Raw genomic sequence first — 21038 nt, 5'->3', positions numbered from 1 at the left:
CGGTTCAGCGGGTGGTCAGTTCAGCGGGTAGCGGTCCTGGGGGAAGACCGTCGCGTCGTACGGCTGGGCGGACGGGTGGAATACGGAGGCGAAGTCATCGGCCAGCTCGGCTATCGTGCCGCGGCCCTCCACCTGCGCCAGCCAGGACGGCGGCAGGCGCAGGTCGCCGTGGTGGACGCCCAGCAGGTTGCCGCAGATCGAGCCGGTCGAGTCGCTGTCGCCCGAGTGGTTGACGGACAGCAGCAGCGCCGCCGGGAGGCTGGGGCCCGCCAGGGCCGCGTAGACGCCGATGGCCAGCGCTTCCTCGGCGATCCACCCGCCGCCGAGCGACTCGACCTTCTCCGCGGTGGGGTCGCCCCCGGCCGCCAGGTCGATCGCGCGGCGCAGGGCGGTGGCGGTCTCCTCGTGCCGCGGATAGCCGCGCAGGATCTCCAGGGTGCGCAGGGCGGCGCCCTCCAGGGAGTCGCCTTCGAGGAGGTACGCGACGATCGCGGCCAGGGCGCCCGCCGCGAGGTAGCCGGTCGGATGGCCGTGGGTGATCTGGGCGCAGCGGGCGGCGAGTTCGAAGCAGTCGCGGGCGGGCAGACCGGTGAGGCCGAACGGGGCCGACCGCATCACGGTGCCGCAGCCCTTGGAGCCGCTGTTCACCGGGCCCGGGCCGCCGTAAAGGGGAGCGTCCACGGCGGGGGTGTGGCCTTCGAGGAGGCCGGAGAGGCAAGCGTTGCCGGGCGCGCGGCGGGCGTACAGCCACGGGTGGGTGCGCAGCCAGCCGGAGCGGCCGATGTCCTCCGGGGTCCTCTGGCGCGGCGGCTCGGGATAGTTCTGCGTGTCGAGCCAGCGCAGATACGCCCGGCGGATGACGGCGATCACGGCGCCCCCGGCGCCCTCGGCGGAGGCGAGGGCGTGGGCCCGGATCAGCCCCTCGGCCGTGAACAGGGTCATCTGGGTGTCGTCGGTGATCCGGCCCGCGACGCCGCTGTCGTCCGGGACGAAGCCGGTGGCGCCCGCCGGGCCGTACGCCTCACGGATCCCCGACAGGGAGCGGAACTCGATCGGGTTGCCGATCGCGTCACCGATCGCACCGGCCAGCAGACAGCCGCGGATGCGGGCCCGCCGGGCGGCCGATTCGTCCCAGGACTGCTGGATCACGTGCGACTCCTCTTCCCGCGCGGCTGGCTGCACGGCTCCCGTGTGCTCAGCACATGATCGCAGATCACACCGACAGGCCCCGGCGCGGTAGCGTCGAAGCAGGGGGTGGGTGGGAGATGCCTGTGATGTCGATGCGATTCATCCGTACGGGCGATGAGCCCGCGCATGCCCGCAGCCCGCTGCGCATGCGGCTGTGGCTCGCCGTCTGGGGGCTGTTGTGGACCGCCGGCGGCGCGGTGGCCTTCGTCCTGGCGGGCAGGCCGGGCTGGGCGGCCGCCTGCGCGGCGATCGCCGCGATCACCCTGATCGACCTGGCGCTGGTCATCCGGCACATCCGGCAGGGGCCGCACTACCAGCCGGGGCGGGACGTGCCGCCGTACACTCCGGTCAGGGGGCGCGGCCCGGGGCAGCGGCGCTAGCGGTGCTACGCCGGAGCCGCCGCCCGGCCCGGCTCAGCCCTGCTCGCCGAACCGCGCCGCCTCCACGAAGTCCGGGCGCGGATCCAGCGCCGCGGCGAGGCGGAAGTGGCGGGTCGCCTCCGCCCGGCGAGAGGCGCGCTCCAGCGTGCGGGCGAGGGCGAAGTGGGCGAACGCGTTGTCCGGCTCGCGCTCCAGCACGATGTGGAATTCCAGTTCCGCGGCGCGGAGCTGGGCCGCGCCGAAGAACGCGCGGGCCCGCAGCAGCCGGGCCGCGGTGTTCTCGGGGTGGGCGGTGATGACCGAGTCGAGCAGCTTGACGGCGCCTCGCGGATCTCGGGCGGCGAGCAGCTGCTCCGCGGCGCGGTAGTCGATGACATGGGTCTCGGGCGTGGGCTCGGGCACAGCCGCTTCCTTCCCCGGGCTTGCGTGATCAGTGGCCCCGTATGGGGTGATCCCTCGGTGGTCCCTGGGTGGTCCCTCGGTGATGATCGTCGTTACGGGCAGCACAACAACCACCCGGTGCGCCACATTCCCCCTCGGCCCGCCCCGCAAGCATGCCCGTCCCGCACGTGCGGCTCTTCGCCTCAGTCCGTGGCGGCGGCCCGTTCCACCAGCTCCGTCCAGACCTTGCGGACCCGCGGCTCCAGCTCCTCCAGCGGGCCGTCGTTGTCGATCACGACATCGGCGACGGCCAGCCGCTCCTCGCGGGTCGCCTGGGCCGCCATCCGGGCCCGCGCCTCGTCCTCGGTCATGCCGCGCAGCCGGACCAGCCGGTCGAGCTGGGTCTCGGGCGTGGCGTCGACGACCAGCACCAGGTCGTACAGGGACCCCAGGCCGTTCTCGGTGAGCAGCGGGACGTCGTGGACGACCACCGCCTCCGGCCCGGCGCCCGCCTGGAGCTCGGCGGAGCGCTCGCGGACCAGGGGGTGGACGATGGCGTTCAGGGCGCGCAGCCGCTCGGGGTCGTGGAAGACGATCCCGCCGAGCTTCGGCCGGTCGAGCCGGCCGTCGGCGGTCAGCACCTCGGGCCCGAACTCGGCGACGACGGCGGCGAGGCCGGGGGTTCCGGGCTCCACCACCTCACGGGCGATCCGATCGGAGTCGATCAGTACCGCGCCGTAAGAGACCAACAAACGCGAGACTTCGCTCTTGCCCGCGCCGATTCCGCCCGTGAGCCCCAGCTTCAGCATGGGGCCCACGCTATACGAGCACAGAGCCCCGCTATATGGGCACGGGGCTCCGCTGGAGGGGCCGCCCTGCCGGAGGGGCCGCGGCTCAGGCGCCGCCCTCGCCCTCCCGCTCGGCCAGGAAGCGTTCGAACTCGGCGCCCAGCTCGTCCGCCGACGGCAGCTCGGCCGGTTCCGCGACCAGGTTGCCGCGGCTGTCGGCCCCGGCCACCGCGTCGTACTGGTGCTCAAGGCCCCGTACGAGCGCGACCAGCTCGTCGTCCCCCTCCGCGACCTGCCGCTCGATCTCCTCCTGCGTCTTCAGCGCCTCGTTGCGCAGCGCGTGCGCCGCGCCCGGCAGCACCAGGCCGGTGGCCGCGGTGACCGCCTCCAGCGCGGTGAGCGCCGCGTCGGGGTAGGCGGACCGGGCCAGGTAGTGGGGGACGTGGGCGGCGACCCCGAGGACGTCGTGGCCCGCCTCGCCGAGCCGGTACTCGATCAGCGACTCGGCGCTGCCGGGCACCTGGGCCTCGTCGAAGTAGCCGCGGTGGCCGGGCATCAGATCGGTGCGGTTGCCGTGCGGGGTGAGACCCACCGGCCGGGTGTGCGGAACGCCCATCGGGATGCCGTGGAAGTTCACCGCGAGCCGCACGCCGAGCCGCTCGACGATCTGCCGCACCGCGGCGGCGAAACGCTCCCACTCCACGTCCGGTTCGGGCCCGCAGAGCAGCAGGAAGGGCGCCGCGGTCGCGTCCCGCACCAGGTGGAGTTCGATCGCCGGGGTCTCGTAGGCCGTCCAGCGGTCGCGCTGGAAGGTGAGCAGGGGGCGCCGGGCCCGGTAGTCGACGAGCCGGTCGTGGTCGAAGCGGGCGACGACCTGCCGCGGCAGCCCGTCGAGCAGCCGCTCCACGATCTGGTCGCCGGTCTCACCGGCGTCGATGTAGCCGTCGAAGTGGTAGAGCAGCACCAGCCCGGCCGAATCCCGGGAGGCTATCGCGTCGACTTCGGCGAGCCCACTCGGTTCCCACGCGTACAAATCCTGCGGATCAAGCACTGTGACCGCTCCTCCTTGTGTTCCGTACGCGAAAACACCACATGGGGGCGGGCGCATTCCCGGCCGCCGGTCCCAACTCCTGTGCGCATCATGGCCTGTGCGCATCATGGCCGTCCGTGCCCCGAGACATGCGTGAGCCGGAAACATGCGTGGGGACATGCGCCGGAACATGCGTGAGGCCCGCTCCCCCGAAGGGGAACGGGCCTCACGCACGTTCAGCCGGTGCCGCTAGCGGTCAGCGGCGCAGCGATTCAGCTCTGGCCACCGGCCAGCTTCTCGCGGAGCGCGGCCAGCGCCTCGTCCGACGCCAGGGCGCCGGAGTTGTCGGCCGACTCCGAGGAGTACGAACCGCCGCCGGAGGCCTGCCCGCCGCCGGGCGCCGGGGCAGCCCCGCTGCCGGCCTCGGCAGCGGCCTGCTCGTCGGCCTCGCGGGACTTGATGACCTGCGCCTGGTGCTGCTCGAAGCGGGTCTGCGCGTCGGCGTACTGACGCTCCCACTCCTCGCGCTGCTTCTCGTAGCCCTCGAGCCAGTCGTTGGCCTCGGGGTCGAAGCCCTCGGGGTAGATGTAGTTGCCCTGGTCGTCGTAGGACGCGGCCATGCCGTACAGGGTCGGGTCGAACTCGACCACGGACGGGTCGGCACCGAAGGCCTCGTTGGCCTGCTTCAGCGAGAGGCTGATGCGGCGGCGCTCGAGGTCGATGTCGATGACCTTGACGAAGATCTCGTCGTTGACCTGGACGACCTGCTCCGGGATCTCCACGTGGCGCTCGGCCAGCTCGGAGATGTGGACCAGGCCCTCGATGCCCTCGTCGACGCGGACGAACGCACCGAACGGAACGAGCTTGGTGACCTTACCCGGGACGACCTGACCGATCTGGTGGGTCCGGGCGAACTGCTGCCACGGGTCTTCCTGGGTCGCCTTGAGCGACAGGGAGACGCGCTCGCGGTCCATGTCGACGTCCAGGACCTCGACCGTGACCTCCTGGCCGACCTCGACGACCTCGGACGGGTGGTCGATGTGCTTCCAGGACAGCTCGGAGACGTGGACCAGACCGTCCACGCCGCCCAGGTCCACGAAGGCACCGAAGTTGACGATGGAGGAGACGACGCCGGAGCGCACCTGGCCCTTCTGGAGGGTGGTGAGGAAGGTCTGACGGACCTCGCTCTGGGTCTGCTCCAGCCAGGCGCGGCGGGACAGGACCACGTTGTTGCGGTTCTTGTCCAGCTCGATGATCTTCGCCTCGAGCTCCTTGCCCACGTAGGGCTGGAGGTCGCGGACGCGGCGCATCTCGACCAGGGAGGCGGGAAGGAAGCCGCGGAGGCCGATGTCGAGGATGAGACCACCCTTGACGACCTCGATGACGGTACCGGTGACGATCCCGTCCTCTTCCTTGATCTTCTCGATGGTGCCCCAGGCACGCTCGTACTGGGCGCGCTTCTTCGAGAGGATCAGGCGGCCTTCCTTGTCCTCCTTCTGGAGAACCAGGGCCTCGATCTCATCGCCGACGGCCACGACCTCGTTCGGGTCGACGTCGTGCTTGATCGAAAGCTCGCGGGAAGGGATGACGCCTTCGGTCTTGTAACCAATGTCGAGCAGGACCTCGTCCCGGTCGACCTTCACGATGACGCCGTCGACGATGTCGCCGTCGTTGAAGTACTTGATCGTCTCGTCGATCGCGGCGAGGAAGGCTTCCTCGGAACCGATGTCGTTGACCGCCACCTGCGGGGTGGTGCGGGTTGCCTCGGTGCTGCTCGTCATGTGGGAAAGGGCTCCGGTACGGACATTGAGTCGTAGGTACTGCTACGCCGAGGACCCTTATCGCACCGCCGAAGCCGGACAGCCTGTGAGGCGTGAATCTTTCCGAATCTTTACCAGAGACCGAAAGCGCCTCGACAACCGAGGGGACATACAACAGATGCGAGCGCGGCCTGCTCCGTCTGAGTCGCGCAGGCCCGCAGCGCAACTTGTAGCATACGGGGGCGGCCGGGCATGGTCAATGCACGAAGAGCGCACGTGGGGACTAACGCCCCTAACCCGGCAATTTGCAGGTCACTGCTGCGACGCGGTTTCGTGCCGCGCCCCGCAGCCACAGGTCGATACAGAGAGTACGACGACGCGCCCGATGGTCCAAGAACACAAGCCCAGCGGTGCCTTCAGGGCTCCCGAGAGTGCCCTCGGGGCCCTTGCGGAGGCCCTTGACGAGGCCCCCGAGGCCTTCGAGCCCACCGCCACCCGCCGGATCGCCGACGACACCGAGAGCAGCCGGGCCAGCCGCGGCTGGTGGGATCGCAACGCGGACGAGTACCAGGAGGAGCACGGCGCCTTCCTCGGCGACGACCGGTTCATCTGGGGGCCGGAGGGGCTGGACGAGGAGGAGGCCGGGCTGCTCGGGCCCGCGGACCAGCTGGAGGGGCGCGACGTGCTGGAGGTGGGCGCGGGCGCGGCACAGTGCTCGCGCTGGCTCGCGGCGCGCGGGGCCCGGCCCGTGGCGTTCGACATCTCCCACCGCCAGCTGCGGCACGCCCAGCGGATCGACGCGGAGGCGGCCGCTCCCGGCCCGTCCGGAATCGCGCTGGTCCAGGCCGACGCGACCACGCTCCCCTTCCGGGACGGCGCGTTCGACCTCGCCTGCTCCGCGTACGGGGCGGTGCCTTTCGTGGCGGAGCCGGTGCGGGTGATGCGCGAGGTGCACCGGGTGCTGCGGCCGGGCGGCCGGTGGGTGTTCTCGGTGACGCATCCGGTGCGGTGGGCGTTCCCGGACGAGCCGGGGCCCGAGGGGCTGAGCATCTCCGGCTCGTACTTCGACCGCACCCCCTATGTGGAACAGGACGACGCGGGCCGTGCCGTCTATGTGGAACACCACCGGACCCTCGGTGACCGGGTACGGGACGTCGTGGCCGGGGGCTTCCGGCTGATCGACCTCGTGGAACCGGAATGGCCCGCCTGGAACCGTCAGGAGTGGGGCGGCTGGTCGCCGCTGCGCGGCGGTCTCATCCCGGGCACGGCCGTCTTCGTCTGCGAGCGGGACTGAGCGGGGCACCACCGGCCATGCGTACGGACGTCCTCGACCAGCTCCCCGTCCGCGAAGCCGTCCCCGAGCTGCTGCGCGCGCTCGACCGGCGGGGGTCGGCGGTGCTGTGCGCACCGCCCGGGACCGGCAAGACCACCCTCGTGCCGCTCGTCCTGGCCGGACTGCTGGACGGCGGCGGCGACGGCGGCTCGCCGGTTCGTCGGGTCCTGGTGGCCGAGCCGCGCCGGATCGCGGCGCGGGCCGCCGCGCGGCGCATGGCGTGGCTGCTCGGCGAGCGGACCGGCGAACGCGTCGGCTTCACCGTGCGCGGGGAGCGGCAGGCCGGCCCCCGCACCGTGGTCGAGGTGGTCACCACCGGGGTGCTGGTGCAGCGGCTGCAACGGGACCAGGAGCTGGCCGGCATCGACGCCGTCGTGCTGGACGAATGCCATGAGCGGCACCTGGACGCGGACACGGCGGCCGCCTTCCTGCTGGACGTCCAGGCCACGCTGCGCCCGGAGCTGCGGCTGATCGCCGCGTCGGCGACGACCGACGCGGAGGGGTGGGCGCGGCTGCTGGGCGGCGACGGTGGCGGCCCCGCCCCGGTCGTCTCGGCCCCGGGCGTGTCGCACCCCGTGGAGGCGGTGTGGGCGCCGCCCGTACGCCCCGTACGCCCACCGCATGGGATGCGCGTGGACCCGGCCCTGCTCGACCACGTCGCGGACGTGGTGCGGCGCGCGCTGCGCGAGCGGTCCGGTGACGTCCTGTGCTTCCTGCCCGGCGTCGGCGAGATCGGCCGGGTGGCGGGGCTGCTGGGCGGCGCCGACGCGGACGTCCTCCAGGTCCACGGGCGCGCCCCCGCCGCCGTGCAGGAGGCCGTGCTCGCGGGTGCGGACGGCGGTCGGCGGCGAGTGGTGCTGGCGACCTCGGTCGCCGAGTCGAGCCTGACCGTGCCGGGCGTACGGATCGTCGTCGACAGCGGCCTCGCCCGCGAACCGCGCATGGATCACGCGCGGGGGCTGAGCGCGCTGACGACCGTGCGGGCGTCGCGGGCCGCGGCCCGGCAGCGCGCGGGCCGGGCCGGGCGCGAGGCGCCGGGGACGGTCTACCGCTGCTGGCCGGAGGCCGAGGACGCCCGGCTGCCGCGCTTCCCGTCGCCGGAGATCGCCGAGGCCGACCTGACGGCCTTCGCGCTCCAGGCGGCGTGCTGGGGCGAACCGGACGCGTCCGGTCTCGCCCTGCTCGACCCGCCGCCCGGCGGGGCCATGACCGCCGCGCGGGAGGTGCTGACCGCGATCGGCGCCGTCGACGCGGCCGGGCGCGCCACCGAGCGCGGCCGCCGCATGTCCCGTCTCGGCCTCCACCCCCGCCTCGCCCGCGCCCTCATCGACGGCGCCCCCGAGGTCGGCGCCCGCCGGGCGGCCGAGGTGGTGGCCCTGCTGAGCGAGGAGCCGCCGCGGGAGTACGGCGACGACCTGTCCGCCGCCTGGCGCACCGCCCGCCGCGCCGGCGACCCGTACGCGACCCGCTGGCGCCAGGAGGCCCGCCGCCTGGAGCGCGCGGTGACGGGGGACGCGGGTGGTCCGCGTGCGGATGCGGGTGCGGCACGGTCCGATGACGCCGTCGCCGGGCTCGTCGTCGCGTTGGCGTTTCCCGAGCGGGTGGCTCGGGTGCGGGGCGGGCGGTCGTATCTCATGGCGGCCGGGACCGGGGCCGAACTGGGCGACGGGTCGCGGCTGGGCGGTGCCCCGTGGCTGGCCGTCGCGGTCGCGGACCGGCCGGTGGCCGCCGCGTCGGCGCGGGTGCGGCTCGCCGCCGTCACCGACGAGGCGACGGCCCGTACGGCGGCCGCGGCGCTGGGGTCGGACGGCGAGGAGGTGCACTGGGCCGACGGGGACGTCGTCGCCCGGCGGGTGTCCCGGCTCGGGGCGATCGAGCTGGTGGCCCGGCCGCTGACCGCGCCCGACCCGGCGCTCGTGCACGCGGCGCTGCTGGAGGGGCTGCGCCGCGAGGGGACCGGGCTGCTGCGCTGGTCCGCGCAGGCCACGGCGGTGCGGCGGCGGATGGCGTTCCTGCACCGGGAGCTGGGGGCGCCCTGGCCGGACGTATCGGAGGCGGCGCTGCTGGCGGACCCGGACGCGTGGCTGGGCGTGGAGCTGGGCCGGGCCCGGCGGCGGGCGGATCTGGAGCGGGTGGACGCCGGTCAGGCGCTGGCCCGGCTGCTGCCGTGGGCGACGGGCGACGCGGCGCGCTTCGAGGAGCTGGCGCCGGAGCGCGTCGAGGTGCCGAGTGGGTCGCGGGTGCGGGTGGACTACGGGGACGGGCAGCCGGTGCTGGCGGCGAAGCTCCAGGAGCTGTTCGGGTGGCAGGAGTCGCCGCGGATCGCGGGCGGGCGGGTGCCGCTGCTGGTGCACCTGCTGTCACCGGCGGGGCGTCCGGCCGCGGTCACGGCCGACCTGGCGTCGTTCTGGCGGGACGGCTACCGCTCCGTGCGGGCCGAGCTGCGCGGCCGCTACCCCAAGCATCCGTGGCCGGAGGATCCGACGGCGGCCGAGCCGACGCGGCGCACCAACGCCCGCCGCTGACCACCAGCTTCATACGGCCCAGGCGCGCAGCCGCCGGGCGGTCTCGCTCAGGCGGAGCCGGTTGTCCCGTATGTCGCGGATGAGGGACACCATGGCGCCGGGCGGCGGGGCGATCGCCTCGCCGGACTCCTCCAGGTACATCTGGGCGCAGGCCGCGCCGATGACCGCGTTGTAGTCGGAGAAGGGTTCCAGGATCAGCGAGGTGTGGAGGAAGGTCGCGGCGCGGGCCGCGGCCTCCTCGTAGTACGGCTCCCCCGCGAACCGTTCGTAGCGGTGCCGTTCGCTCATGCAGTGCAGTGCGCCCCAGTCGCGCACGGGGGTGTTCACCGGGGAGACGTCGACCTGCACGTTGAGCACCCAGCCGGCGTCGACGTACAGGATCAACGCAACCCTTCCGGGAACTCCCGCTCGAACTCGGCCTTGTATCCCAGGGCGAAGCGCACGGCGCCCTCGACGAAGCGCTGCTTCTGACGCCGCCGCACGACGTCCTCGGTCAGTATGTCGTGGGCGAGGCGCTTGATGGCCACGCCCTTCTCCTTCGCCTCGGCGCGCAGCTCCGCCAGTTCCTGTTCGGTGAACTCGATCGTGATACCCGGCATGGAGCGCATGCTAGCCAGCGGACTACCGAGATCACTACCGGCGTCACTATCAGGAGGGAACGCGGGGACGGAGGTTGACGAGCCGTCGCCGTGGGCTCGGCGACGGCACCCCTGGCTTCCGGCCGCGCGCCTCCAGCAGCAGCGCGACCGCGAGCAGTCCGGCCCCCAGCAGCCCGAAGCCCCAGGGCAGATACGTGGTGAAGGCCAGGACCAGCTGCCGCTGGGAGGAGACCATCTTCACCGTGTGGGCGATGTAGTCCTCGCGCATCTTCACGTGGCCCGAGAAGACGGTCACCCGGTCCCGGCCGCCCAGCAGGGTGCCGCCGCGCAGTTCCTCGCGGTGGATCTCCTGCCCGTTGACGGGCGCACCGGTGGTGGGTTCGACCCAGAACATGCGCTTGGTGGTGTACCAGCGGGAGGTTCCGGCCTTGCGGACGGTCTCGGGGGTGACGCCGTCGACCGGCATGGTCTTGGGCAGCGGGACCCTGGTCCAGGGGATGGTCTGCTCGAAGTAGTACACCGTCAGGCCGCGGAAGTTCCGGGTGCCCTTGTAGTGGATGGGCGCGGAGGTACGGGTCTGGGCGTCGAAGTAGCGGTAGTCGCGCTTCTCGGTGAGGAAGGGCCACTTGTACTCGATGCCGTCGCGGCGCACGGCGTCGCCGTCGACGTGCTCGCCGCCCGCGTGCACCGGGTCCTGGGAGTGGGCGTCGAAGACGTAGCGCTCGGGGATCCGGGAGACCATGTTGCCGTCGGGCCCCGCGATGTACGACAGGGCGTCCCAGACGACGACGTCGCGCCCGGTCTCCTTCCCGACCGTCCGTGCCGCGCCCACGTTCCCGCGCAGGGTCTGCACGATGCTGACCTTGGAGACCTTCCGGGGCTTCATGGTGGCGTAGTCGAGCAGGGTGGCGGGGCGGGCCTCCAGGACGGCCGTCTGGTACTCGCTGGGCGGGATCTTGGCGAGCCGGGGGAACGCGTACCAGCGCACCAGCGGCGCGAGGGCGGCGAAGAAGACGGCGAAGGCGAGCAGCACCAGGCTGGCTTTGCGGCGCATGGCGGGGCGTCCCTCCCTCAGGGGTGCTCGGGGACGGTGGTGAGCAGCGGCTCGGGGGAGGTGGCGCCGCCGGGGGCGCCGATGGCCGTCACCGTGAAGACGAGGGCGAGCGCGGCGGCGAGTCCGATCGCGGCGGCGGCGAGGGCGCGCATGCGGGCCTCCCGTGAGTGCGGTACGACAACTGACAGGGCGTCAGTGACAGCCGGGGCTGGGCACCGTAGCAACGGGCGGCGCAGATGAGAACACGAAGGGCCCAACGCGAACGCGCCGCCCCCGGGCCCGGTGAGGCCTCGGGGGCGGCGCGCGGTGTGCCCGGGTCGGCGGCCGCTAGTCGGCGGCGGCCGGGGTGACGGTCAGCTCGACGTCGAGGACGGCGCCGGCGGCCGTGGTGAGGCGGAGCAGATAGGTGCCCGCGTGCTCGTCGGTGAGGATCTTCGGCAGCGTCAGCTGCCCGAGGACGTTGGTCTTCAGCCCGTCCAGGGTGCGGACCGGCTTGCCCTTGGCGTCCAGGAAGTACGGACCCTTGTCGTTCACCTGGGGCTTCTTGGCGTCCGTGATCATGGTCGCGGTGACCGGGACGCCCGCCGCGACCTTGCCCTTGTTGGTCGCCTTGACGGTGAGGAGATCGGCGAAGGAGCCACCGGTCCCGGTCTTGAGGACACCGTCACCGAGGCGGGCCAGTGCGTCGGCCTGCGGTACGGGGCGGGGCTTGACGGTCCCGGCGAAGTCGACCGGGGACACCTTCTCGCGCCCGACGGCCATGGCGCGCAGGGTGAACGAGCCGGGCTGCTCGCCCGCGAGCAGCTTGGGCGCGGTGGCGGTGCCGTCGAGGCCGGTGAGCACGGTGACGGAACGGACGAGGCCGAGGAAGCGGGCGCTCGTCTCGCCGCGGATCTCGTACTTCACGCGCGCCGCCGCCACCGGCTTGCCCTCGGCGTCCACCGCACGGATCTTGGGGGACCCGGTGAACGTCTCACCGGCGGTGGCGGTGAACTGCTTGGAGCCGACCGCGGTCAGTTTGGCGGTGCCGGTGGGCTTGGGCGCGGGGGTGGTGGGCGGCGTGGTCGGCGGCTTGGGGAGCTGCGGACCGGGCGTCTGCGTCCCGCCGTCGCCCGGCCGCGGCGAGGGGGACGTGGAGCCGTCGCGGCCGTCCTCGGGCTTGGGCAGGGTGTGCGCACCGCCGTTGCCCCTGCCGGATCCCTTGTCCGTGTCCTTGCCCTTGTCGCCGCCCTTGCCGGATTCCTTGGAACCCGCCTTGGAACCGTTGCCGGGCGGGGTGCTCCGCTCCGAGGGCAGCACGCCGGAGCCGTCGGGGACCTCGTGGGTGCCGCTCTTGTAGTACTCGAACCACGACAGGACGGTGTTCAGATACTCCTGCGAGTGGTTGTAACCGAGGATCGCCTTGTTGATGTCCTCCTGGACGGACAGATCACGGCCGTTGGCGCACAGGTAGAACCCGGCGGCGAGCGCCGCGTCGTAGATGTTGTTGGGGTCCGAGCGGCCGTCGCCGTTCCCGTCCTCGCTCCAGTTCGCCCAGGTGGACGGGATGAACTGCATCGGCCCGACGGCCCGGTCGTGGGTGGTGTCCCCGTCGAACTCGCCACCGTCGGTGTCCTTGATCAGGGCGAAGCCGTTGCCGTTGAGGGCCGGTCCGAGGATGGGGCTGACGGTCGTGCCCTTGTTGTCCACGTTGCCACCGCGGGCCTGGCCGGACTCGACCTTGCCGATCGCGGCCAGCAGCTGCCACGGCAGGTTGCAGCCGGGCTTGGACTCCTTGAGGGCCGCCTCCGCCTTCTTGTACGCGGCGAGGACGCTCGCCGGGATGCCCGCCTCGGCCTTGGTGCTGCTGCCCGGGAACCCCGGTAGGTCGATCGAGGAGCCCGGCTTGTCCGGCTTGGTCAGCGGCGGCAGATCGGTGTGGTAAGAGCCGCCGCCGTCGATGGGCGCATCGGGCGAAGGCTGTGCCCCACTGGCCCGGTCCCGGTCCCGGTGGTCCCCGTCCGCGTGCTCCTGCGCGGCGAACCCGGGCGCCTGGGATGCGGTGAGGGCGGCCATCGCGGCCGCCGCCACCGCCGTCGTGGCCGCCCCCTTACGCAGACGTCGGCCGATAAGCGGTGCCATCCGTGTGTCCCTCCCGTCGAACACAGTGCGCTCCCCCGCGCGTCAACCCTGGTGACACTACGACAACTTAAGGCCCGCGACTACCGCTGCCCACCGCCCGTCAGCGGCCATTCGAGGGCCCGGACTTGACCGTTCCGCCGGTTCCACCGGGCCCCCGCTCAGTGCGCGGCCGACTCCCAGTCGGTGCCGACACCCACCGACACGTCCAGCGGAGCGCGCAGTTGGAAGGCACCGGCCATCTCGCGCCGCACCAGCTCCTCGACCCGCTCCCGCTCGCCCGGCGCGATCTCCAGCACGATTTCGTCGTGCACCTGGAGCAGCATCCGCGACGAGAGTTCGCCTGCCGTCAACGCGGCGTCCACCTTCAGCATCGCGATCTTGACGATGTCGGCGGCGGTGCCCTGGATCGGGGCGTTGAGCGCCATCCGCTCGGCCATCTCGCGGCGCTGCCGGTTGTCGCTGGTGAGATCGGGGAGGTAGCGGCGGCGGCCGAGCATGGTCTCCGTGTAGCCGATGGCGCGCGCCTCCTCCACGACCCGCTGGAGATAGTCGCGGACACCGCCGAACCGCTCGAAGAAGTTCTCCATCAGCCGACGGGCCTCGTCCGCGCCGATGCCCAGCTGCTGGGAGAGGCCGAACGCCGAGAGCCCGTACGCCAGGCCGTACGACATGGCCTTGATCTTGCGCCGCATCTCCGGGTCGACCTCGGACTTGGCGACGCCGAACACCTGGGAGGCGACCGTGGTGTGCAGGTCCTCGCCGGAGGTGAACGCCTCGATCAGGCCCTCGTCCTCGGAGAGATGGGCCATCACGCGCAGCTCGATCTGGCTGTAGTCGGCGGTCATCAGGGATTCGAAGCCCTCGCCGACGACGAAGCCGCGCCGGATCGCCCGGCCCTCGTCCGTGCGCACCGGGATGTTCTGGAGATTGGGGTCGGTCGACGACAGCCGACCGGTCGCCGCCACCGTCTGGTTGAAGGTGGTGTGGATGCGGCCACTGGGGGAGATGGTCTTGATCAGCCCCTCCACGGTGGAGCGCAGCCGGGCCTGCTCCCGGTGGCGCAGCATGATCACCGGGAGTTCGTGGTCGGTCTGCCCGGCCAGCCAGGCGAGCGCGTCGGCGTCCGTCGTGTACCCGGTCTTGGTCTTCTTGGTCTTGGGCAGGCCCAGCTCGCCGAAGAGCACTTCCTGGAGCTGCTTGGGCGAGCCGAGGTTGAACTCGTGGCCCACCGCGGCGTGTGCCTCCTTCACCGCCTGCTGGACGGCGCCCGCGAACTGCTGCTCCATGCGGTCCAGCCAGTCGCGGTCGGCGGCGATGCCGGAGCGCTCCAGCCGGGCCAGCAGCTCGGAGGTGGGCAGCTCCACATCGCTCAGCAGCCCGGCCGCGCCGACCTCCTCCAGTCGGCCGCGGAACGCCTCGCCGAGGTCGAGGACCGTACGCGCCTTGATCATCAGGGCGTCCTGCTCGGCCTGTTCGTCGGCGCCGAAGGCGAGCTGCCCGCTGTCCGCGGCCGCCGCCGGGGACAGCTCACGGCCCAGGTACTCGACCGACAGGGCGTCCAGCTCGAAGGAACGGCGGCCGGGCTTGACCAGATAGGCGGAGAGCGCGGTGTCCATCGAGATGCCCGCGACGGACCAGCCGTGCTCGGCGAAGACCCGCATGGTGCCCTTGGCGTTGTGCAGCACCTTCGGCCGGTCCGGGTCGGCGATCCAGGCGGCGAAGGCCCGCTCGTCGGCCTCGTCCAGCTCCGCGGGGTCGAAGCAGACCGCGGGCCCGCCCGCGGTGGCCAGCGCGACCTCGCTGACGCTGCCGCTGCCCAGCGCCCAGGTGTCCACGGTGGCCAGGCCCAGCGGCTCGGCGCCGCGGTCCGCCAGCCAGGGCGCCAGCTCGCCCGCGCTCAGCGTCACCCCGTCGACCTCGACGCCGGGCTCCGCGGCGGCGGGCTCCTCGTCGGCCGCGCCCGGGTCGACGGCCAGGACCCGGTCGCGGAAGTTCTGGTGGCGGAACTCCAGCGCGTCCATGATGACGGCCAGCGCGGCCCGGTCGTACGGAACGCGCTTGAGACCGTCGGGGCCGATGCCCAGCTCCACGTCCCTGACCAGCTCGGTCAGCTGCCGGTTGAGCTTGACGGACTCCAGGTGGTCGCGCAGCTTCTCGCCGACCTTGCCCTTGACCTCGTCGACCCGCTCCACCAGATCCTTGAACGACCCGAACTGGTTGATCCACTTCGCGGCGGTCTTCTCTCCGACACCCGGGATGCCGGGCAGGTTGTCCGACGGGTCGCCGCGCAGCGCCGCGAAGTCGGGGTACTGGCTCGGGGTGAGCCCGTACTTCTCCTGGACCTTCTCCGGGGTGAACCGGGTCAGCTCGGAGACGCCCTTGGTCGGGTAGAGCACCGTGACATGGTCGCTGACCAGCTGGAACGAATCGCGGTCACCGGTGACGATCAGGACCTCGAAGCCCTCGGCCTCGGCCTGGGTGGCAAGGGTGGCGATCACGTCGTCCGCCTCGAAGCCGTCCACCGCGAAGCGGGTGACGTTCATCGTGTCCAGCAGCTCGCCGATCAGCTCGACCTGCCCCTTGAACTCGTCGGGGCTCTTGGAGCGGTTCGCCTTGTACTCCGCGAACTGCTCGGAGCGCCAGGTCTTGCGCGAGACGTCGAACGCCACCGCCAGGTGCGTGGGCTGCTCATCACGGAGCGTGTTCGCCAGCATCGAGGTGAAGCCGTAGATCGCGTTGGTCGTCTGGCCGGAGGTCGTGCTGAAATTTTCCGCCGGCAGCGCGAAGAACGCCCGGTATGCCAGGGAATGCCCGTCCAGCAGGAGCAGGCGGGGACGGTCCCCCGTGCGGTCGGGCTCGGGCGCTGCGGTCTTCTTCGATGCTTTCTCTGCCACGCCCCCGATCCTGCCACGCCCCACCGACAACGCCTCCCGCCTCCCGCCCTCCGGCCCACCGCCCCGGGTGGTCCCAAAGTCCATGACTCATGAAAGGATCGATGGGGGACAACCGAGCCGATGTCGAAGCCGACAAGTCGAGTCGAAAAAGGGGAGCGACATGGCATCCAAGCCACCCGCAGGCGATCCGGTACAGGACGCGCCCGAGGTCGCACCCCCGAAACACGCCGCCGCCGGGTTCCCCGCGGTCGGTCACTCACTGCGCATCGCCCATCAGCAGATGGGAATCCGCCGCACCGCCCTCACCCTCATGCGGGTCAACCAGAAGAAGGGCTTCGACTGCCCGGGCTGCGCCTGGCCCGAGGGCGACAAGCGGCACGCGGCCGAGTTCTGCGAGAACGGCGCGAAGGCCGTCGCCGAGGAGGCGACCCTGCGCCGGGTCACCCCCGACTTCTTCGCCGCCCACCCGGTGGCCGACCTCGCCACCCGCAGCGGCTACTGGCTCGGCCAGCAGGGCAGGCTCACCCAGCCCATGTACCTGGACGAGGGCGCCGAGCGTTACGAGCCGGTCAGCTGGGACCGCGCGTTCGACATCATCGCCGACGAACTGCACGCGCTGGACTCCCCCGACGAGGCCGTCTTCTACACCTCCGGCCGCACCAGCAACGAGGCCGCGTTCCTCTACCAGCTCTTCGCTCGCGAATTCGGCACCAACAACCTGCCCGACTGCTCCAACATGTGCCACGAGTCCTCGGGCTCCGCGCTGACCGAGACCCTGGGCGTCGGCAAGGGCAGCGTGCTGCTGGAGGATCTCCACAAGGCCGACCTGATCATCGTCGCCGGGCAGAACCCGGGCACCAACCATCCGCGCATGCTCTCCGCCCTGGAGAAGGCGAAGAACAACGGCGCGAAGATCATCTCCATCAACCCACTGCCCGAAGCGGGTCTGGAGCGGTTCAAGAACCCGCAGAACGCCCGCGGCCTCGCGGGCGGCGGCACCTCGCTCACCGACCTCTTCCTCCAGATCCGGATCGGCGGCGACCAGGCCCTCTTCCGCCTCCTCAACAAGCTCATCCTGGAGGCTTCCGACAACGCCTCGGATGCGGACGAAGCCGTCGTCGACGAGGACTTCATCCGCGAGCACACCCACGGCTTCGAGGAGTTCGCCGCCGCGGCCCGCGCCGCCGACTGGGACGAGACGCTGAGCGCCACCGGCCTCACCCGGGACGACATCGAGCGCGCGCTGCGCATGGTCCTCGCCTCGAAGCGCACCATCGTCTGCTGGGCCATGGGCCTGACCCAGCACAAGCACTCGGTGCCCACCATCCGGGAAGTCGTGAACTTCCTGCTGCTGCGCGGCAACGTCGGTCGCCCCGGCGCCGGGGTGTGCCCGGTGCGCGGCCACAGCAATGTGCAGGGCGACCGCACCATGGGCATCTTCGAGCGGCCCGCCCCCGCCTTCCTGGACGCCTTGGAGAAGGAGTTCGGCTTCGCCCCGCCGCGCGAGCACGGCTTCGACGTCGTCCGCGCCATCCGCGCGCTGCGCGACGGCCAGGCCAAGGTCTTCTTCGCCATGGGCGGCAACTTCGTGGCCGCCTCCCCCGACACCGACGTCACCGAGGCCGCCATGCGCGCCGCCCGGCTGACCGTCCACGTCTCCACCAAGCTCAACCGCTCGCACGTGGTCACCGGCACCCGCGCCCTGATCCTGCCCACCCTCGGCCGCTCGGACCGGGACATCCAGGACGGCGGGCCGCAGTTCGTCACCGTCGAGGACTCGATGGGGATGGTGCACGCCTCGCGCGGCAGGCTGGAGCCCGCGAGCCCGCACCTCCTCTCCGAACCGGCCATCGTCTGCCGGCTGGCCCGGCGGGTGCTCGGCCCGGAAAGCGCCACCCCCTGGGCGGAGTTCGAGCGCGACTACGCCACGGTCCGTGACCGCATCGCGGCCGTCATCCCCGGGTTCGAGGACTTCAACGCCAAGGTGAGCAACCCGTCCGGTTTCGCCCTGCCGCACGCCCCGCGCGACAGCCGACGCTTCCCGACCGCCACCGGCAGGGCCAACTTCACCGCCGCCCCGGTCGAGTACCCGAAGGCCCCCGAAGGCCGGCTGCTGCTCCAGACCATGCGCTCGCACGACCAGTACAACACCACCATCTACGGCCTCGACGACCGCTACCGCGGCATCAAGAACGGCCGCCGGGTGGTGCTCATCCACCCCGAGGACGCCCGCGAGCGGGGGCTCGCCGACGGCGCGTACGCCGATCTGATCAGCGAGTGGACGGACGGCACCGAGCGGCGCGCCGCCGGGTTCCGGGTGGTCCACTACCCGACCACCCGCGGCTGCGCCGCCTCGTACTACCCGGAGACCAACGTCCTGGTCCCGCTGGACTCCACCGCCGACACCAGCAACACCCCGGCCAGCAAGTCCGTGGTGATCCGACTGGAACCCACCAACCCCGTCTAAGCGTCCGCTCAGCGCACCTGATAAGAAGGTGGCCACCACAGACAACCGAAACGGAGCCGGTCCGATGGGCGAGCAGGCCAGCGTGAAGTTCCCGCAAGAGGTCATCGACGAGTACGCGGCACTCGGCGTCGACCTCCTCGCGCTGTTCTCCGCCGGCCATCTCGGCACCCGCATGGGCGTGCAGATCCTCGAAGCCTCCGCGGAGCGGGTCGTGGGCACCATGCCCGTCGAGGGCAACACCCAGCCGTACGGGCTGCTGCACGGCGGCGCCTCCGCCGTGCTGGCCGAGACCCTCGGCTCGGTGGGCTCGATGCTGCACGGCGGCAGCGGCCGGATCGCGGTCGGCGTCGACCTCAACTGCACCCACCACCGCGGGGTGCGCTCCGGCCTGGTCACCGGCGTCGCCACGCCCGTCCACCGGGGGCGCTCGACCGCCACGTACGAAATCGTCATCAGCGACGAGCAGGACCGCCGGGTGTGCACCGCCCGGCTGACCTGCCTGCTGCGCGAGGCGGAGGGCCTGCCGAAGCCGTAGGCCCGGTCCGGCGGATCTTCGCGGGCCCGCGACGCCTGGCACGGCGCCGCGCTGCGTTGTCGGGATCGTCCGAGTACAACCCGGTACGAGGACGACCACCCTCCGCCTTGCGATACTCCCCCAGCTACCACTGGGAGGTGCCCCCTGCACCAGATGCCGCGGGCTGATCCACGAAGATCCGCCGGACAGGACCTAACTCCCCACCTCGCTCCACCTCGGCCACAGAGAAGCGGCGTCCCCGGATCCGGGGAGGCCGCTTCTGTGTGCGCGCCGGTCTGCGCGCCTGCCCGCACACCGTTCACGCGCGGGCTGGAATCACTCGCCCCGGTTGTAACACTGCGTAATGTGCTTGCAATACAAGATCGAACGCTTGTACGCCGTGACGTCATCGGTGATGACCTCGCTCCGTAACCACGAGCACACGTCTCCACACTTCATTCGCAAGTCCCCTCGACTCCTTAGCGGAACTGCACCTTCTCACTATCCGGACTTCATGGATTGTCCGTAAACACCTATTTTGTCCTTTCCGTTCCGCTACACCGAGACGGGAACGTGACCTGCGTCATAACAAGACAGTCACATCATGGGCTGCACTCTGCCACCTGACGCGTCCCACGCTTACATTCACAGCCAGTCACGACCCCCGTCGGGTGTTCGCCAGCGCCCGAACGGCTGTAACAGGTCCACCGGCGCGGACACGGCGTCCCATCCAGAGGGGCGGCCGGGCCAGGGAAAGGATTCTTCGTGCGACAGCGCTCCTTGCTCATCCTGACGACCGCGATCACCGCGGGAGCCCTCACCCTCAGCGCCTGCGGTTCGCGCGGCCAGAACGACAGCGGGGACAAGAACAAGAAGACCACCGTCGTCATCGGCGTCGACGCCCCGCTCACCGGCTCACTGTCGGCACTCGGCCAGGGCATCAAGAACTCCGTCGACCTCGCCGCCAAGGTGGCCAACAAGCAGAACGAGGTCCCGGGCGTCACCTTCAAGATCAAGTCCTATGACGACCAGGCGGTGCCGTCCTCCGGCAAGCAGAACGCCACGTCGATGGTGGACGAGGACGCCATCCTCGGCACGGTCGGCCCGCTGAACTCCGGCGTCGCCCAGTCCATGCAGGGCGTCTTCGCCAAGGCGGACCTGGCCGAGGTCTCCCCCGCCAACACCAACCCGGCGCTGAGCCAGGGCGACGCGTGGGCCTCGGGCAAGAAGTCCCGCCCCTTCAAGACGTACTTCCGCACCGCGACCACCGACATCATCCAGGGCCGCTTCGCCGCGCAGTACTACTACAAGGACGCGAAGAAGCGGAAGGTCTTCGTCATCGACGACAAGCAGACCTACGGCGCCGGGCTCGCCAAGATCTTCGCCCAGGAGTTCAAGCGCCTCGGCGGCACCGTCGTCGGTACCGACCACCTCACCGTCAAGGAGACCGACTTCTCCGGCATCGCGGGCAAGGTCAGGTCATCCGGCGCCGACTCCGTCTACTTCGGCGGCCAGTACCCCGAGGGCGGTCTGCTGTCCGACCAGATCAAGCAGGCCGGTGCGCAGGTCCCGGTGATGGGCGGCGACGGCATCTACGACCCCGCCTTCATCAAGGCGTCCGGCACCAACAACGACGGCGACCTCGCGACCTCCGTCGGCTACCCGGTCGAAGACCTGCCCTCCGCCAAGACGTTCGTCAAGAACTACGCGGGCCAGAAGTACCCGGACCCGTACGGGGCGTACGGCGGCTACTCCTACGACGCCGCCTGGGCCATCATCCAGGCCGTCAAGGCGGTCGTCGCCGACAACGACGGCAAGCTCCCCGACGACGCCCGCGCCAAGATCACCGAGGCGCTGAACAAGGTCTCCTTCGACGGCGTCACCGGCAAGGTCTCCTTCGACCAGTACGGCGACACCACCAACAAGCAGCTGACCGTCTACCAGGTGAAGAACGGCGCCTGGAAGGACGTGAAGAGCGAGACCTTCAAGGACTAGTGCCGCCCG

The 21038-nt window shown here is 71.5% G+C and carries 17 protein-coding genes; 6 read left to right on the top strand and 11 right to left on the bottom strand.

Annotation, left to right across the window (positions count from 1 at the left end):
• Positions 1–15: 15 nt before the first annotated feature.
• On the bottom strand, positions 16–1149 hold the full coding sequence (locus tag LCH29_RS11160; RefSeq protein WP_446461534.1) for an ADP-ribosylglycohydrolase family protein: 1134 nt from the start codon (positions 1147–1149) through the stop codon (positions 16–18).
• 125 nt (positions 1150–1274) lie between these two features.
• On the opposite strand from LCH29_RS11160, the gene LCH29_RS11155 reads away from it, so the two are divergent.
• A complete protein-coding gene (locus LCH29_RS11155; RefSeq protein ID WP_446461533.1) occupies positions 1275–1568 on the top strand; it encodes a DUF6343 family protein in 294 nt (97 codons plus the stop codon).
• Between the two features lie 33 nt (positions 1569–1601).
• On the opposite strand, the gene LCH29_RS11150 is transcribed toward LCH29_RS11155, so the two are convergent.
• The 4 genes from LCH29_RS11150 to rpsA form a co-directional block, all read right to left on the bottom strand.
• Positions 1602–1970 carry a tetratricopeptide repeat protein gene (locus tag LCH29_RS11150; protein ID WP_123099248.1) on the bottom strand — a complete coding sequence of 123 codons (369 nt, stop codon included), beginning with the start codon at positions 1968–1970 and terminating at the stop codon, positions 1602–1604.
• 182 nt (positions 1971–2152) lie between these two features.
• Complete coding sequence (coaE, locus tag LCH29_RS11145) at positions 2153–2758, bottom strand: dephospho-CoA kinase (RefSeq protein WP_446461532.1); 606 nt, start codon at positions 2756–2758, stop codon at positions 2153–2155.
• Positions 2759–2843: 85 nt separating this feature from the next.
• Entirely contained in the window at positions 2844–3788 is a 945-nt protein-coding gene (locus tag LCH29_RS11140) for a PAC2 family protein (RefSeq protein ID WP_123099246.1), read from the bottom strand.
• A 251-nt stretch (positions 3789–4039) separates the two neighbouring features.
• Positions 4040–5548 carry a 30S ribosomal protein S1 gene (gene rpsA / locus LCH29_RS11135; protein ID WP_123099245.1) on the bottom strand — a complete coding sequence of 503 codons (1509 nt, stop codon included), beginning with the start codon at positions 5546–5548 and terminating at the stop codon, positions 4040–4042.
• A 364-nt stretch (positions 5549–5912) separates the two neighbouring features.
• Between rpsA and LCH29_RS11130 the strand changes: the two genes are divergently transcribed.
• Both LCH29_RS11130 and hrpB read left to right on the top strand, forming a co-directional pair.
• On the top strand, positions 5913–6821 hold the full coding sequence (locus LCH29_RS11130; protein WP_446461531.1) for a class I SAM-dependent methyltransferase: 909 nt from the start codon (positions 5913–5915) through the stop codon (positions 6819–6821).
• Positions 6822–6838: 17 nt separating this feature from the next.
• On the top strand, positions 6839–9385 hold the full coding sequence (gene hrpB / locus LCH29_RS11125; protein ID WP_446461530.1) for an ATP-dependent helicase HrpB: 2547 nt from the start codon (positions 6839–6841) through the stop codon (positions 9383–9385).
• 9 nt (positions 9386–9394) lie between these two features.
• Here the strand turns inward: hrpB and LCH29_RS11120 are convergent, their stop codons facing one another.
• The 6 genes from LCH29_RS11120 to polA form a co-directional block, all read right to left on the bottom strand.
• Positions 9395–9769, bottom strand: a complete 375-nt coding sequence (locus tag LCH29_RS11120; RefSeq protein WP_446461529.1) for a hypothetical protein — start codon at positions 9767–9769, stop codon at positions 9395–9397.
• Entirely contained in the window at positions 9766–9984 is a 219-nt protein-coding gene (locus tag LCH29_RS11115; RefSeq protein WP_039942128.1) for a hypothetical protein, read from the bottom strand. The genes LCH29_RS11120 and LCH29_RS11115 overlap by 4 nt, the downstream gene beginning before the upstream one ends.
• Before the next feature lie 49 nt (positions 9985–10033).
• Complete coding sequence (locus LCH29_RS11110; RefSeq protein WP_446461528.1) at positions 10034–11038, bottom strand: DUF3068 domain-containing protein; 1005 nt, start codon at positions 11036–11038, stop codon at positions 10034–10036.
• A 17-nt stretch (positions 11039–11055) separates the two neighbouring features.
• Complete coding sequence (locus tag LCH29_RS11105) at positions 11056–11190, bottom strand: SPW_0924 family protein (protein ID WP_446461527.1); 135 nt, start codon at positions 11188–11190, stop codon at positions 11056–11058.
• 175 nt (positions 11191–11365) lie between these two features.
• On the bottom strand, positions 11366–13159 hold the full coding sequence (locus LCH29_RS11100; protein WP_446461526.1) for a lytic transglycosylase domain-containing protein: 1794 nt from the start codon (positions 13157–13159) through the stop codon (positions 11366–11368).
• Between the two features lie 158 nt (positions 13160–13317).
• On the bottom strand, positions 13318–16053 hold the full coding sequence (gene polA / locus LCH29_RS11095; protein ID WP_446461525.1) for a DNA polymerase I: 2736 nt from the start codon (positions 16051–16053) through the stop codon (positions 13318–13320).
• A gap of 160 nt (positions 16054–16213) precedes the next feature.
• Between polA and LCH29_RS11090 the strand changes: the two genes are divergently transcribed.
• The 3 genes from LCH29_RS11090 (at position 16214) to LCH29_RS11080 (ending at position 21029) form a co-directional block, all read left to right on the top strand.
• On the top strand, positions 16214–18520 hold the full coding sequence (locus LCH29_RS11090; protein WP_446461524.1) for an FdhF/YdeP family oxidoreductase: 2307 nt from the start codon (positions 16214–16216) through the stop codon (positions 18518–18520).
• Between the two features lie 64 nt (positions 18521–18584).
• Complete coding sequence (locus LCH29_RS11085; protein ID WP_123106570.1) at positions 18585–19055, top strand: hotdog fold thioesterase; 471 nt, start codon at positions 18585–18587, stop codon at positions 19053–19055.
• Positions 19056–19799: 744 nt separating this feature from the next.
• Positions 19800–21029: a branched-chain amino acid ABC transporter substrate-binding protein gene (locus LCH29_RS11080; protein ID WP_446461523.1), complete on the top strand. Its 1230-nt coding sequence runs from the start codon at positions 19800–19802 to the stop codon at positions 21027–21029.
• The last annotated feature ends 9 nt before the right edge of the window (positions 21030–21038 follow it).

Source organism: Streptomyces sp. BRA346 (assembly GCF_052851135.1).
Note: the sequence above shows the minus strand (reverse complement) of the source record. Positions and strands in the feature narration are given on the sequence as shown.